The organism is Streptomyces sp. NBC_00557 (genome assembly GCF_036345995.1).
Lineage (GTDB): Bacteria > Actinomycetota > Actinomycetes > Streptomycetales > Streptomycetaceae > Streptomyces.
The window spans coordinates 301,925-317,035 of the sequence record NZ_CP107796.1 but is presented as its reverse complement, the minus strand read 5'-3'; the positions used below and the strand labels follow the sequence as shown (position 1 = coordinate 317,035).

At 70.9% G+C, this 15,111-nt stretch carries 11 protein-coding genes; 8 read left to right on the top strand and 3 right to left on the bottom strand.

Annotated elements, in window-relative coordinates; translation table 11 throughout:
- Positions 1-243: 243 nt before the first annotated feature.
- Entirely contained in the window at positions 244-1,527 is a 1,284-nt protein-coding gene (locus OG956_RS01470; RefSeq protein ID WP_330342701.1) for a phosphatase PAP2 family protein, read from the top strand.
- Positions 1,528-1,639: 112 nt separating this feature from the next.
- Here the strand turns inward: OG956_RS01470 and OG956_RS01465 are convergent, their stop codons facing one another.
- The gene (locus OG956_RS01465) at positions 1,640-2,332 is read right to left on the bottom strand and encodes a DUF899 domain-containing protein (RefSeq protein ID WP_330336071.1); all 693 of its coding nucleotides are present in this window, start codon (positions 2,330-2,332) and stop codon (positions 1,640-1,642) included.
- 163 nt (positions 2,333-2,495) lie between these two features.
- On the opposite strand from OG956_RS01465, the gene OG956_RS01460 reads away from it, so the two are divergent.
- The 6 genes from OG956_RS01460 (at position 2,496) to OG956_RS01435 (ending at position 12,018) form a co-directional block, all read left to right on the top strand.
- The gene (locus tag OG956_RS01460) at positions 2,496-3,092 is read left to right on the top strand and encodes a gamma carbonic anhydrase family protein (RefSeq protein ID WP_330336070.1); all 597 of its coding nucleotides are present in this window, start codon (positions 2,496-2,498) and stop codon (positions 3,090-3,092) included.
- Between the two features lie 300 nt (positions 3,093-3,392).
- On the top strand, positions 3,393-5,792 hold the full coding sequence (locus OG956_RS01455; RefSeq protein WP_330336069.1) for a glycoside hydrolase family 65 protein: 2,400 nt from the start codon (positions 3,393-3,395) through the stop codon (positions 5,790-5,792).
- Between the two features lie 590 nt (positions 5,793-6,382).
- Entirely contained in the window at positions 6,383-9,718 is a 3,336-nt protein-coding gene (locus OG956_RS01450; RefSeq protein ID WP_330336068.1) for a GH92 family glycosyl hydrolase, read from the top strand.
- A 125-nt stretch (positions 9,719-9,843) separates the two neighbouring features.
- Complete coding sequence (locus tag OG956_RS01445) at positions 9,844-10,068, top strand: hypothetical protein (RefSeq protein ID WP_330336067.1); 225 nt, start codon at positions 9,844-9,846, stop codon at positions 10,066-10,068.
- Positions 10,069-10,218: 150 nt separating this feature from the next.
- The gene (locus OG956_RS01440) at positions 10,219-10,839 is read left to right on the top strand and encodes a DUF6230 family protein (RefSeq protein ID WP_330336066.1); all 621 of its coding nucleotides are present in this window, start codon (positions 10,219-10,221) and stop codon (positions 10,837-10,839) included.
- 87 nt (positions 10,840-10,926) lie between these two features.
- A complete protein-coding gene (locus OG956_RS01435; protein WP_330342700.1) occupies positions 10,927-12,018 on the top strand; it encodes a PP2C family protein-serine/threonine phosphatase in 1,092 nt (363 codons plus the stop codon).
- Positions 12,019-12,216: 198 nt separating this feature from the next.
- On the opposite strand, the gene OG956_RS01430 is transcribed toward OG956_RS01435, so the two are convergent.
- The gene (locus OG956_RS01430; RefSeq protein ID WP_330336065.1) at positions 12,217-12,561 is read right to left on the bottom strand and encodes a hypothetical protein; all 345 of its coding nucleotides are present in this window, start codon (positions 12,559-12,561) and stop codon (positions 12,217-12,219) included.
- 581 nt (positions 12,562-13,142) lie between these two features.
- Here OG956_RS01430 and OG956_RS01425 point away from each other — a divergent pair.
- Entirely contained in the window at positions 13,143-13,343 is a 201-nt protein-coding gene (locus OG956_RS01425; protein WP_330336064.1) for a cold-shock protein, read from the top strand.
- 128 nt (positions 13,344-13,471) lie between these two features.
- On the opposite strand, the gene OG956_RS01420 is transcribed toward OG956_RS01425, so the two are convergent.
- A complete protein-coding gene (locus OG956_RS01420) occupies positions 13,472-15,049 on the bottom strand; it encodes a Na+/H+ antiporter (protein ID WP_330336063.1) in 1,578 nt (525 codons plus the stop codon).
- Positions 15,050-15,111 lie beyond the last annotated feature (62 nt).

Genomic DNA, 15,111 nt, shown 5'->3' with positions numbered 1-15,111 from the left:
CTGCCGAGTCGTCAACCGCAATCGGGGAAATCCGCCCGCGCCGCTCCGGTAACATGATCGAAATTATGACCAGTGCCCGCATTGCTCGCCCGTCACATGGAAAACCATGCCCATGGGTGTGAAGGGCGATCTATGTGAATAAAACCTACCAAATCGGCCGGACAATTGATATCTAGAGCATCGCGCGCGTTGTCGCGAATCAACGGCAGAATCAACGTCGCCGCCTGGCGTCAGCCACGGGCGATGCTGTGGGCCGCGGCAGTCGTGGTGGTCCTAGGATTCCTCGTCACGCTGGAGATCACCGCGCGTCGCTACGGCCTGCCGGGGCCGATCACCAATCAGGTGAAAGAGGTGATACTGCCCCCGAAGTCGGGATTTCTGCTGTACGCCAGTATGGCGTTGACGATGGTGGTGCTCACCTGGCGGCAACGAATGATCGCGGCCGGTGCCGCAATCGGTATCGACGTCGTCTTCTTTCTGGTGCGGCGGGTGGTGGGTTTCTCCGTTACCGAAGGCCATCCGTTCGGCAACGGGGCACTGTGGGTGATGCTCGGTTGCGCGGCCATCGCCGTCACGCGCCGCACAGGTCCGGAACGAACCCTGCTGCTGAAGGGCGTCGGTCTGGGCCTGCTGCTGGTGACCGGCCGCAAGGCCGGAGACACCTGGCTGCTCATCACGTCGAAGACCCGCCCGACGGTGCTGGACCAGTACGTCGCGACCGTCGATCACGCGCTCGGCAACCCGTCCTGGCTGGCCGGCCGGGCCGTCGCTGCCACCGGGCCGATCGGCGCCCACCTTCTCGACTACGTCTACGCGCAGCTCGCCGTGGCCGCAGCCGTCGTAGCGATGTACCAGCTGCGCCACGTGGCGGTCGAGCGCCGGTTCCCGCGCCACCATCTGGTCCGCACTTTTCTGGTCATCGGCCTTCTGGGGCCGGCCGTCTACATGGTTTTCCCGGTGGTCGGACCGGTCTTCGCCTACGGCGCCGACGGCGGGCACTGGGCGGTGTCCGACCTGTGGCCCCACACACCGCCGCCGGTCCGTCTGCCGCACCCGATGCCGTTCGACGAGATCACCCCGCGCAACTGCATGCCCAGCCTGCACACGGCGTGGGCCACGGCGATTTTCGTCCATTCCCGCAAAGGCCCGCGATGGCTGCGTTTCGCAGGTACCTTCTGGCTGATCGCCACACTCGGCGCGACGCTGGGATTCGGTTATCACTACGGCGCGGATCTCCTCGCAGGGGTCGTGTTCTCGCTCACGATCGAGGCCGCCCTGCGCTCGCTCGAACGCGGCTGGGACCGGTCGGGAACCCTGCTCGTCGCGCACGGCGCGACGGCATTCGCCGCGCTGCTGGTCTCCTACCGCTACCTCCCGACGGAGATGGCCGCACACCCGTGGGCGTACGGACCGCTTCTCCTGCTGACGACGGCCTCGGTCGTCCACGGCTACATCCGCACGACCCGGGTGTGGGAACCCGGCACCGCGCCCGCACTGCGCCCGGAACCGCAACCCGAACCCGTCTGAGGCGGGTCGCAGCAGAGGGCGGCGCGGGAGCGCCAACTCGCCGATGCCGCCGGGGGCCGCGAAAGGGCGCCCGGCGGCGAGCCGCCCGGCAAGCCCCCGGCCGGCCGCATGTCTACACGGGCTCTCCGCTCCCGTAGAGCGCCGCGATGTCCTGCGAGGAACTCCACCGGCTGTAGGCCGGATCCTGCGGCCAGCCGGCGGGCGAGTCCTGCCATTCCTCCTGCCGGCCGTACGGCAGCACGTCGATCAGCGCGAAGGTGTGGCTGAGCTGCTCGACGCCACGACCGGTGGTGTGCCAGGTGCGGTAGACGGTGTCCCCGTCACGGAGGAAGACGTTGACGGCGAATCCGCCGCCGGGCGGCGCGCCGACATCGCTGCCGAAGGGACTGTTCGCCGTGGAATACCACTCCATCCGATTGCCGACCCGCCGCTTGTAGGCGAGCGCCTCGTCGATCGGCCCCTGGGTGACGACGACGAACCGGGCGTCGTAGGCGTCCAGGAACTCCAGTCGCGTGAACTGCGACGTGAAGCCGGTGCAGCCCGGGCACTGCCACTGCTTGCCGGGGAACCACATGTGGTTGTAGACGATCAGCTGCGTCCTGCCCTCGAAGACGTCCACCAGCCGAACCGGGCCGCTCTCACCCTCCAGGGTGTACTCGGGCATCCTCGCCATGGGCAGGCGGCGACGCTGGGCGGCGATCGCGTCGAGTTCCCGGGTCGCGGCCTTCTCCCGGGCACGCAGGGCCTCCAGCTCCCGCTGCCAGGTCTCGGCGTCGACGACGGGCGGTAGCGCTTTGATGCTCATGGTCCCTCACTGTCGTGTGCGCGGTGTGCGGTCCTCAGGGGGAGACCGCGCCCGGGCGCCGAACTCATCGGTCCGCATCCCGCAGGACCGACGCCGGCACCCCGCCAGGAACAGCCCGCCGGCCGGGAACAGTGCCCCGCTGCCGGCCCTAGGCTGTGCAGGCATGTTGATCGAACACCGTGGACAGCGACCGGTCGTACCCGCCTCCGCCTACGTGGCTCCGTCAGCCGTGCTGTGCGGCGCGGTGGTTCTGGGTGAGCGGGCGCGCGTCCTGCATGGTGCCGTCCTGACCGCGGAGGACGGCGAGGTACGCACCGGCCAGGATGTCGTGATCATGGAGAACGCCCTGGTCCGGGGCAGGGCGAACCACCCGGCGTTGCTGGGCGACGCCGTGCTGATCGGGCCGCACGCCCACGTCAACGGCGCGCGCGCCGAGGACGAGGTCTTCGTGGCGACCGGGGTGTCGATGTTCCCGGGATCCGTGGCCGGGAGACGCTCGGAGCTGCGGATCAACAGCGTCCTCCACGTCAACTCCAGGCTGTCGCCGGACAGCGTGGTGCCCATCGGCTGGATCGCCGCCGGTGACCCGGCCCGGCTGTTCGCCCCGGACCAGCACGCCGAACTCTGGGAGGAGCAGCAGCGCCTGGACTTCCCCGGCACCGTCTACGGCGTGCCGCGGGGCACGTCCATGCGCACCGTCATGGCCCGCCAGGCCGACTTCTACGGGGCGCACCGGGACGACCGGCCGCTGTCCGGCTGACATGTCGTCGGCCGTCGCACGGCTCAGGACGACCCCCCCGCATGACGGGCGGAGCCACCCGCCGGACTCGACCGGGCGGGTGCCTTCCAGCGTGCCGCGCCGCAGCCTGGCACGGGTGCTCGCGCGCCCCTTCTAGCCTGGCGGCATGCTGGGGTTTTCGGCGCGCGTCCGCGCCTGCCTGTCCGCCCTCGACGGCGTACTCACCCGGACCGCGAAAGGTCATGCCGCCGCCAGGACCAGGAACGCGACGTCCGACGCCGGTCTCCGGAGGCGTGGCCCGGCCGAGCCTCTGGAGGACCGGTGATCACCCACCCCTGCTTCGCGGTCGAGCCGTGGAGCCTGCGCGAGACCCAGCTGAGTCTGGACGTGCTCGCCCAGAGCGAGTCGGTGTTCGCCCTCTCCAACGGCCACATCGGGTGGCGGGGCAATCTCGACGAGGGAGAACCGCACGGACTGCCCGGCTCCTACCTCAACGGCGTCCACGAACGGCATCCACTGCCCTACGCGGAAGCCGGCTACGGATACCCCGAGTCCGGCCAGACGATGATCAACGTCACCGACGGCAAGATCATCCGCCTGCTGGTCGACGACCACCCGTTCGATCTGCGCTACGGCCGGCTGGTCGCACACGAGCGGGTCCTGGACTTCCGCTCGGGCATCCTCAGCCGCTCCGCACGGTGGACGTCACCCGGCGGCCGGACGGTACGGATCACCTCGCAGCGGCTGGTGTCCTTCACCCAGCGCGCGGTCGCCGCGGTGGTGTACGAGATCGAGCCGGTCGACGGACCCGCCACGGTGGCGCTGCAGTCCGAGCTCGTCGCCAACGAGCAGCTTCCCCGTTTCCAGGGGGATCCACGGGTCGCCGCGGCGACCGAGTCACCGCTGCTGCCCGAGGAGCACTTCGCGCAGGACACCCGGCTACGGCTGGTGCACTGCACCGAGCGGAGCAGGCTGCGGGTGGGCGCGGCGGCCGACCACCTCATCGACGGGCCCGAGAGCGTCCGGTGGACGGCGCAGAGCGAACCCGACGTCAGCCGTCTGACGGTGACCGCGGATCTGGTGCCCGGACAGCCGCTGCGGCTGGTGAAGTTCGTGGCGTACGGGTGGTCGGGGGAGCGCTCGCTGCCCGCCGTGCACGACCAGGTGGACGGAGCGGTGGCGGGCGCGATGGGCACCGGCTGGGACGGACTGGTGGCGGCCCAGCGGTCGTACCTGGACCGTTTCTGGGCCGGCGCGGACGTCGAGGTCGAGGGTGACGCACAGATCCAGCAGGCGGTGCGTTTCGCCCTCTTCCACGTGCTCCAGGCCGCCGCCCGCGGCGAGAACCGGGCGATCCCCGCCAAAGGCCTGACCGGAACCGGGTACGACGGCCACTCCTTCTGGGACACCGAGTCCTATGTGCTGCCCGTCCTGACGTTCACCGCGCCCGAGACCGTCGCCTCGGCCCTGAGGTGGCGGCACAGGACACTGCCCCAGGCGCGCGAACGCGCACGCCAACTCGGTTTGTCGGGGGCGGTGTTCCCCTGGCGGACCATCGACGGTCCCGAATGCTCGGCCTACTGGCCGGCCGGGACCGCCGCCTTCCACATCAACGCCGACATCGCCATGGCCGTCGTACGGTACGTCGCGGTGACCGGCGACGAGGAGTTCGAGCGGGGCGAGGGCCTCGACCTGCTCGTGGACACCGCCAGGCTGTGGCGCACCCTCGGCCACCACGACGCGCAAGGCGTCTTCCACATCGACGGGGTCACCGGCCCGGACGAGTACAGCGCCATCACCCGCGACAACCTGTACACCAACCTGATGGCCCAGCGGAACTTCCTCGCCGCCGCGGACGCGGCGACGCGTCATCCCGAACGGGCCGCGGAACTGGGGGTCGGCGACGAGGAGACGGCGGCCTGGCGGGACGCCGCGGCGCGCATGGCGGTGCCGTACAACGACTCCCTCGGCGTCCACGAACAGTCGGCCGGTTTCACCACCCTGCAGCGATGGGACTTCGAGGCGACACCGCCGGAGAACTACCCGCTGCTGCTGCACTACCCCTACTTCGACCTCTACCGCAAGCAGGTCGTGAAGCAGGCCGACCTGCTGCTGGCGATGGTGGAGTGCCCGGACGCCTTCACCGACGAGCAGAAGGCGCGCAACTTCGCGTACTACGAAGCGCTGACCGTCCGGGACTCGTCCCTGTCGGCGTGCTGCCAGGCGGTCCTCGCGGCCCAGACCGGCCACCTGCGGCTGGCCTACGCCTACCTCGCCGAGGCCGCGCTGATGGACCTGGACGACCTTGAGCACAACACCCGTGACGGACTGCACATCGCCTCCCTGGCCGGTACCTGGATCGCTCTGGTCGGGGGTTTCGGAGGTTTGGGGCGACGCGCCGGCGCCGACGGGGAACCCGAGCTGCTCGCGTTCGCCCCGCGCCTGCCGGAGGCGCTGTCCAGGGTGGCGTTCACCGTGCTGGTGCGCGGCCGCAGACTGCGGGTGGACATCGGTCCGTCCCATGCGCGGTACCGGCTTCTCGAGGGCGAGCCGCTGGTCGTACTGGACCACGGGGAACCGGTGACCGTGACGGCCGACGCGACGGTCGAACGCCGGATCCCGCCCTCGCCCACGCTCCCCGAACCGCAACAGCCGCCGGGCCGCCGCCCGTTGGGCGTGCCGACCGGAGACGCGGAGAGGGACGGGCCGGCGACCCCCTAGGTGCGCCCGTGCGCGGCGTCACAGTGGGCGCGCCCTGTGACGGGTTTTCAGGAGCGAAGTCGCGGGGGGCGTGGACGTGCAGCCGGTGCGCCCCGGGCAAGCCGATGCCGGGGCGGCCGGTCGCCCTTGGCGGGGTCCGCCACGGGGAGCGCGCCAGGCCGGTGACGGCGGGGGAGTGCGGCAACTCGTCGTGGTCGGTGGGCTTCTGGGGGTCGCTCGCCGGCTCGTCGCCGGGGCGGGCCTTGGCAGGCGCCGGGTCCGGTCGCGTGACCGGGGCGCACGCGAACCCGTGACTCCGGCCGGCCGTGGTGGCGTACGTCCCCTCGCCTCATTGCGAACTTCGCGCGCACAAACCGCTGTTGGCCTCGTTGACAGGCCGTGAGCCCACGCGTTTCACTCGACACTCGTGGATGGCAACGTTGTCAGACGCCTTCCGGGGCGCCCGGTTCCGTTGTCCGCCACTGGCGTGCCCGCTTCCCCGGCACGTCAGCACCGGTGCGAAGCACAAACCGCTGCGGAGGCAACCGATGGTCCGACCTCGACGTCCAGCTGCGCCACGTAACCGAAGAAGACTCCGCCAACGCCTGGCCGTGATCTGCGTCCTGGGCATCGCGGTACTGCCGCTGCCCGGGACCGCGGGCGCCTACGCCGCCGGCGCCGCGGCACCGGCCCTGGTGAAGGACCCCGCGTCCCTCGTCAACCCTCTCATCGGCACCTCCGGAGAGGTGGACACCTTCCCCGGCCCCGACATGCCGGCCGGCATGATGCAGTGGGGCCCCGACACGACGCCCGATCGTCCCTCCGGCGGCGGCTACGAGTACAACGACGACAAAATAACGGGCTTCAGCCTCACCCACGTCTCCGGACCCGGCTGCGGCGTCGCGGGCGACCTGCCCGTCCTGCCCGTGACCGGCACGCTGTCGGGCAACCTCGGCAGCACGTCCGTCGGCTTCAGCCACGACGACGAGCGGACCGGCATCGGGTACTACAAGGTCACCGACGCGAACGGGGTCACCACCCAGCTGACCGACACCACCCGCGCCGGCCTGGGCACCTTCACGTTCCCCGCGGGCAAGCAGGCGAACCTGCTGTTCAAGCTGAGCGGCGGCGCCACACAGGTGGACGGCACCCGCGTCCAGGTGGTGAACGACAGGGAGATCAGCGGCTCGGTCGACAGCGGCCACTTCTGCGGCGCGGACAACCGCTACACCCTGCATTTCGACATCAGGTTCGACCAGCCGTTCACCGCGGGCGGCACCTGGGTCGGCAGCACCATCAACCCCGGCGCGACCTCGCTGAAGGCCGGCAAGGTCCGCCAGAACCTGCCGACACGTCCGTCGGAACCGCTGAAGGAAAAGCACTTCACCGTGCCGGCGGCCCCGTCCCCGACCGTCCACGGGAGCGCCGCCAAGTCCTCCGGAACTCCGTCACCGGCCCCGAGCGCCGGCGCGGCTCCCCGGTCGTCGGCGGCCGAGCCCCCGACGACCGGCGCGAACGGCATGTACCTGACCTTCGACACCTCCTCGGACACGACGGTCAAGGCGAAGGTCGGCATCTCCTACACCAGTGACGCCAATGCGGCGGGCAACCTGGCCGCCGAGATCAGGAACTGGGACTTCGACGCCCTGCGGCAGGCGAACCACGACGCCTGGAACGCGGTGCTGGGCAAGGTCCGGATCGGCGGCGGCACCACCGACCAGCAGGTGCAGTTCTACACCGCCCTCTACCACGCGCTGCTGCACCCCAACGTCTTCTCGGACGACAACGGCCAGTACATGGGCATGGACAACCAGATCCACAAGCTGGCCAGGGGCCAGCAGGCCCAGTACGCCAACTACTCCGGCTGGGACACCTACCGCTCCCAGACCCAGCTGATGGCCATGGTCGAGCCCAAGGTCACCAGCGACGTCGTCACCTCGATGCTCAACGGCTACGACCAGACGGGCCTGTTGCCCAAGTGGGCCTCGAACAACGGCGAGAGTTACGTCATGGTCGGTGACCCGGCCGCCGGCATCATCGCCGACGCGTACGCCTTCGGCGCCCGCGGCTTCGACACGGACAAGGCGCTCGCCGCCCTGCAGCACGAGGCCACCGTCCCGAACAACGACCGCCCCGGCGAGTCGGTCCGCGACGCCAAGGGCTACCTCCCGATCGACGAGAACGACTACGGCTGCTGCAACTTCTACGGCCCGGTCTCCACGCAACTGGAGTACGACTCCGCCGACTACGCCCTCGCCGCCTTCGCCAAGTCGCTGGGCAAGACGGACGTCTACACGAAGTTCGCCACCCGCGCCCAGGACTGGATGAACGTCTTCAACCCGCAGACCGGCTACATGCAGGCGAAGAACAAGGACGGCCAGTTCGCGGGCGGCTTCACCCCCGGCACCTCCAACGGCTTCGTGGAGGGCACCTCCGCCCAGTACACCCCGATGGTCCCGTTCAACCTGCGGCAGCTCATCCAGGCGCGCGGCGGCGCCAAGGCGTACTCGTCCTACCTGGACAGCCTGCTGGACGACATCACCGACCCCGGCAACACCGACGCCAACCTGAGCAACGAGCCCAGCGTGGAGATCCCCTGGGAGTACGACTACACGGGCCAGCCGTGGAAGACCCAGGCGGCCGTCCGCGAGGCCCAGCAGAAGCTGTACTTCAACGCTCCCGTCGGCTCGTTCGGCAACGACGACCTCGGCGCGATGAGTTCCTGGTACGTCTGGTCCGAGCTGGGCATGTACCCCGAGACCCCGGGCACGGACACCCTCGCGCTCGGCAGCCCGGTCTTCCCGGTCGCCGAGGTGATCCTCGCGGGCGGCAGGACGGTGCAGATCAAGGCGCCGCAGGCGGCACCCGACGCACCGTACGTGCAGTCCCTCGACGTCCAGGGCAAGGAGTGGAAGACCTCCTGGCTGACCTACCAGCAGTTCAAGAACGCGGGCACGCTCGACTTCACCCTCGGCACCCAGCCCGACACGTCCTGGGCGTCCGGCCCGTCGGCGGCGCCGCCGTCGGACACCACGGGCGGCGACCGGGTGCTGGCCGCGACCGGCCCGTCCGACGGGCTGGTGCTCCAGCCGGGCGCGTCCGGTGACGCCACGCTCGACCTCACCAACCTCGGCGGCAAGGACGTCACCGTCGACTGGAAGGCGACCGCGCCCTCCGGCGTCACGTTGGCGGCCTCCTCGGGCTCGGTGGACGTGCCCGCCTCAGGCAGTGCCGAGGCGAAGATCCACGTGACGGCGGGCGGGGACGAAGGAACGTTCCCGGTCACCTTCGCGCTGACCGACCACGGCGCCGGGACGGCACTGAACGGGGCGGCGCTCCGCGTGGCCGTGGCGAAGGCCGGCGAGCTGTGGCCGTACGACACCAACGAGGGCATCTACCCCGACGGCGCGAAATTCTCGGGCGGCTTCGACGGCGGCGGCTGGGCGTTCTCGCAGAACGCGCTGTCGGCGGCCGGCGTCACCAGCGGCTCCGCCGTCACGGTCGACGGCATCGCGTACACCTGGCCGGCGGTGGCCTCCGGCCGGCTGGACAACCTGGAGATGGCCGGCCAGACCATCCCGATGCCGGCCGGCACGTCGGGCGCGTCGCTGGGCCTGCTGGGCACGGCGACCAACGCACCGACCGACGGCAGCGGGGTCTCGGGGACGCTGACCGTCACCTACACCGACGGCAGCACCTCGAAGGCGACGGTCGGCTTCTCCGACTGGACGCTCAACGCCGGTTCGACCAAGCCGCTCCCCGGTGACACCACGGCCGTCACGACGGCCTACCGCAACACCGGCAGCGGAGGCCGGGACGGCGTGAAGACCTACGTCTTCGCCACGAAGGTCCCGCTCGACGCGTCCAAGCAGGTCGCGTCGATCACCCTCCCCGTGACGGGCTCGACAGGCACCGACCACCTGTTCGCCTACGGCTTCGGCCAGTAGGACCCGTCGGACACCGAGACGGCGGGCCGGTTCCCGGGGTGCACTCCCCGGATCCGGCCCGCCGTGCTTGTGCCAGGCCGGTGACCGGCGTCATGGACATGCACACCGCCTCCTACACTCGCCGGATGACCAACTACACGTGCACCCATTGCGGCACCGTCGGACTGATGGAAGGTTTCATCGAGGACGCCGGCGAGCACTCGCGCGGCTACGCGCGCTGGATCGAAGGCGCGCTGGAGCGGGGCGTCTTCGGGGGTGCCAAGCGGATGGGCCGGCCCCGCCGGCAGATAGAGGCGTTCCGCTGCCCCAAGTGCGGGCACCTGGAGCTGTTCGCCACCGGCGAGGTGTAGAGCCCGGCTCGGCCCGCCGTCACTCGTGCGGCGGGCGTGGAGTGCATCTCGTTCCGGCAAGCGGAACCCTAGGATCCATTACCGGATAAATGTGATCTTCATGCCCATGTGCGGCATGGGCGGGGCGACCGCGCAACATAAGGAGACGGGATGTCGCACTGCGCCGGGAGAACCCGCTGGAGGCGTTTCGCGGTGGTCCTGCTGCCGAGCGTCGCAGCCTGCGCGGCGGTCTGTGTCGCCATGGCGCAGGGAGTGCTCGCCGCCTCCTTCCTCGTCTCCGGCCGGCCGTTCCAGGTCACCGCCGACTCGCTGACCGCCCGCGGGTTCAGCCTCTACGGCATGGTCGACGTGACCAGGAAACACGGCCTCGTCCCGGTCATGGTCAGCGGCTTCCGGCGTGCCACGATCCGCGGGCTGTGCCAGTCCTACGTCGTCGACATCCCGGTGCTGGGCACGCAGACCCTGCGCCTCACCGGCGGTGGCCGGCCGGCTGAGGCGTCCGACCTGTTCATCGACGCGACCTCCGAGACGGCCCAGGGCGCGACCTTCACCGGCCTGGACATCGGCGTCGCTCAAGGCGCGATCACGAAGGGTCCTGTCAGGCCCGGAGACCGGGACTCGCGGTTCTTCGATCCCGACGGCGTCAGCCAGCAGGCCGTGTCGGCCACCCTGACGGACGTGCGGTCGAACGCCGTGGCCCTCTCCGCCGGCACCATCAGCATCCCCGGTCTGCGCGTACAACTCGAGCACGGCAACCACGCCTGCCCCTGACCGCTGATGCCACCCGCCCCCGACGCGTCTTAAGTCGCCTGTGTGGCATATGCCGTTATGATCCCTTTTATGCCCTGGATCGGGTGGATGCGGCCTCGACGTCCGCTTCGTAAGCGGTGGAGTCCGGCCCTGCTCTCACCGCTGATCCTGACTGTGGTCATCACGTGCCTGGCGTTCTCCACTCCGAGAAAGGTCGCCTTCAGCCGGCTGCTGACCGCCGTGCCGGCCCTCGCCGCGTCCGTCTGGCCCGTGCTGCCCACCGTTCTGCTCGGAGCGGTCTGCGTCGCGATCATGATCGGGCTGAGCCTTGTCTACCCCGACCTGGGCACCTGGTTCACCGTGGGCGCCATCGCCGCCGTCACGGTGGCCGCCGCCTACGCCTGCCATGTCCGCATCCTGCGAGAACAGGCTTTTCTCCAGCTCCGGCTGGTCGCCGACGCGGCGCAGAAGGTGCTCCTGCGTCCGCTGCCCCGCCGGGTCGGCCGCCTCGAGATCGAGTCGATGTACGTGGCGGCCGCCGCGCAGGCCTGCATCGGCGGGGACTTCTACGAAGTCGTCGCCACCCCGTACGGTGTGCGACTGATCATCGGCGACGTGCGCGGCAAGGGTCTGCCCGCCGTGGGAGCGGCCGCGGCGGTGGTCAACTGCTTCCGGGAGGCCGCCTACGACGAGCCGACCCTGGAGGATATCGTCCGCCGCCTCGACACCAGCAGCACCCGGCACAGCTGCACGCAGCCCGGGGAGGACCTGCTGGAGCAGTTCACCACCGTGGTGCTCGCCGAGTTCCCGCACCAGGGCGACTGCCTCAGGCTGCTGAACTGCGGGCATCCGCCGCCCATGCTCCTGCGCGGCGGCGAGCTGCGCGTCCTGGCGCCGAGCACGGCCTCGCCGATGCTCAACCTCGCGGCGCTCATCGGTACCGACTACACCACCGACACGATCGTCTGCGCCCCCGGTGACCAGCTGCTCTTCTACACCGACGGCGTCATCGAGTGCCGCAACTGCGAAGGGGAGTTCTTCGCCCTGCAGGACTGGATGCGCCGCCAGGACCCGGACAGCCCCAGGGCGCTGCTCGACCGGCTTCACCGGGATCTCCTCCGGCACGGCGGCGGACTCAGTGACGATGTCGCGGCCCTCGCGGTGCGCGTCCGCGGCACCGCGCGGGGGGAGACCGCCTGAGCCGCCCGTCGCCGCGGCCGGTGCGGGTGCCGGTCCATCATCGGAGGGCGCCGCTCCCTCCTGCACGACGGAAGGGCCGAAGACGTTCGAGGAACGTGCTTCGGCCCTCCGCGGGGTGTGTCCGGCCGTGCCGTCACGACGTGAGCGGCTCAGGCTGTCGTCGGCCTCCGCGCCGCGGCACGGCCCGAGGCGGTCCGGTCAGCGGCGGCCGGGGTAGCGGTCGTGACCCCGGTGCTCGCCGTACCAGCCGTGGTGCCAGTGCCAGCCGGAGTGCCAGCCCCGGTCGTGGTGCCAGCCCCAGCCGTGGTGCCGGTCCCAGTCGTGGTGCCGGCCCCAGTGCCAGTCCCAGTCCCGGTCCCGGTCCCGGTCGCCGAAGCGGCCGTCGTGGTCGTGGCCGCTCCAGCGGCTGTGCGAGTAGCTCCTCCCGTTGTCGCGGTCGTGGTCGCCTCCGGCGGCCAGGGCCGGCATGGCGGCCGCGGCGACGAGGGCGCCCGAGGCCACACAGGTGGCGATCAGACGGACCGCCGTACGAGACACAGACATGAATCTGTCACCTCACGTTCGTGCACAGCGACCCTGGTGAGGGCCGGTGCGCAATCGGACATTCCCGGCTCGGTGCCGAGGGCCCACACTCTGGCCGGGCGCGGTGGCGCCGGAGCGGTGACAGGATTCGCGTTACAAAGCACGCATATATCCGTAACTCTCCCTTGTATGGGCCATTCATCTGGAGCGGGGCCCGGCCACCGGTCCGTCCCGGCTCCGGAGTGCTCTGCGAGCAGCGAAAAGACGACGGACGCCCGCTGACACCCCTCGCCGTCTCGCGGCCCCGCCTCTCCCGAATGGCCCAACCGCTTCCGTAACGACGGGTGGGGCTCCGCCCGGGGGACGCTCGACCTCCTCCCGGCCGGAGCTCCGACCAGGCTCTTCAGCGGCGGGAATGAATCCGGCGGCGGGCATGTTGGACAGAGCGGTCGTAGTTTTTGTGTCTGTGTTTCACCGCACGCTCGCGAAGAACGACGTCGCGGGCGCCGCCTTCCTTCAGGGAACTGGAGAAGTCGCGTCCAGGCCGGCCCGGGACACCGCACGGTGCGGATCCCGTACCCCGCCCCTGCAAGGAGCAAGAAATGACTCAGGGAACCGTCAAGTGGTTCAACGCCGAGAAGGGCTTCGGCTTCATCGCCCAGGCCGACGGTCCGGACCTCTTCGTGCACTACTCCGAGATCGAGGGCCGCGGCTTCCGTAGCCTCGAGGAGAACCAGCCCGTGGAGTTCGACGTCGTCCAGGGCCCCAAGGGCCCGCAGGCCGCACACGTTCGCGCGCTCTGAGGTACGGCGGGTCGGACATGCCGATCCGATGACCAGGGCCGGTGCCGCAAGGCGCCGGCCCTCGGCATGTCCCCGGCCGCTCGGCCGGCGTGCGGCCACCGCCCGTGTCCGAGGAGCCGGCCGGCCCTTCACACGTCCGTCAGCCGGGCCTCCTCCAGGTCCAGCGCGCGCTGCAGCCGGCGCCGGGTGGTGTCGCTGATGGCGTGGGCGTCGTAGAGGCGCTGCAGTTCGCCGGCCTCCACGGTGATCAGGTCGCGGCGCAGCTGGCGGTAGACGAGGTCGGCGGACTCCGCGGCCGCGCCCCCGGCGCCGTCGTTCTCGGCGAGGCGGTCACGGGCGTCGTCGAGGCGGGCGGTCAGGCCGCGCCGCAACCGGTCGAGAACCACCTCGGGCACCACCTCCAGCTCCGCGAGTTCCTCCAGGCGGGCCAGGCCCGCGTGTGCGAGGTGGGCGCGGGCCTCGGCCTCCTCCCGCGCGGTGTGCGCGGGCTCCAGGGCGATGCCGGAGGCGCGCACGACCGGTGCGAGGGTGAAGCCCTGTCCGACCAGGGTGACGACCACGACCGACGTGGTCAGGACCAGCACCAGCGGCCGGTCGGCCAGCGGTGTGCCGTGCCTCGTCACCTCCGGGATGGACAGCGCCGCCGCCAGCGGCATCACCCCGCGCGTCCCCGCCCAGGTCAGCACCATCGGTATCCGCCAGTTCAGCTTGCCGATCCCGCCCTTGCGCTGCACGACCGCCGACAGCGGCGCCAGCCACAGCAGGCGTACGGCGACCAGCGTCGCGGCGACGGCGAGGGCGTACAGCGGCCAGGCCCGGTCGCTGTGGGGCAGGGCCCGCACCTCGCCGGGGAGGGCCAGCCCGATCAGGCTGAAGACCACGCTCTCCAGCAGGAACACCACCGTGCCGTACACGGCGTGCAGCTGGAGCCGGATGCGGGCGTTGGTGAGCCGGTCGCCCCGGCCGCCGAGGACGACTCCGGCCACCACGCACGAGGTGACGCCGGACGTGTGCGCCGCTTCGGCCAGCAGGTAGGCGGCGTACGGGGTGACCAGCGCGATCACCGTCTCCAGCACCGGGTCCTCGGTACGGCGCCGGATCAGGGTGATCACTCCGGCCACCGCCGTCCCGATCACCGTGCCGCCGCCCGCGAGCAGCAGGAACTGGGCCCCGGCCGCATCCCAGTGCACGGCGGCCGAGGCGATGGCGATGCCGGCCGCCACCCGCACGAGCACCAGCGAGGTGGCGTCGTTGAACAGGCTCTCGGCCTGGACCAGGACCTGCACCCTGGGCGGCAGGGCGAGCCGGCGGCCGAGCGCGGTCACCGCCACCGGATCGGTGCTGGCCAGCACCGCGCCCAGGACGAACGCCATCTGCCAGGACAGCGGGGTCACCAGGGACGCCACCACGCCGACGGCCGCCGCGGATGCCAGCACCAGGCCGATGGCGAGGATCCCGACCGGTTTCCACACCGCGCGCAGCTCCCGCCACGGCATGTCCTCGGCGCTCGCGTAGAGCAGCGGCGGCAGCACCACGAGCCCGATGACGTCCGGGCTGATCTCGATCTGCGGGGTGCCCGGCAGCAGCGCCACGGCGAGACCGGCGACCACGAGCAGTGAGGGGGCGGGAATCCGCCAGCGGCGGGCGAAGGTGGCGACCACCGTGGCGAGGACCACGAGGGAGAGAACCGTACCGACGCTGCGCATGCCGTCCCCCGGGGGATGCGGAAGGGGATTGCGGAAGCCGCCCCGGCTCCCGGCCGACCAGA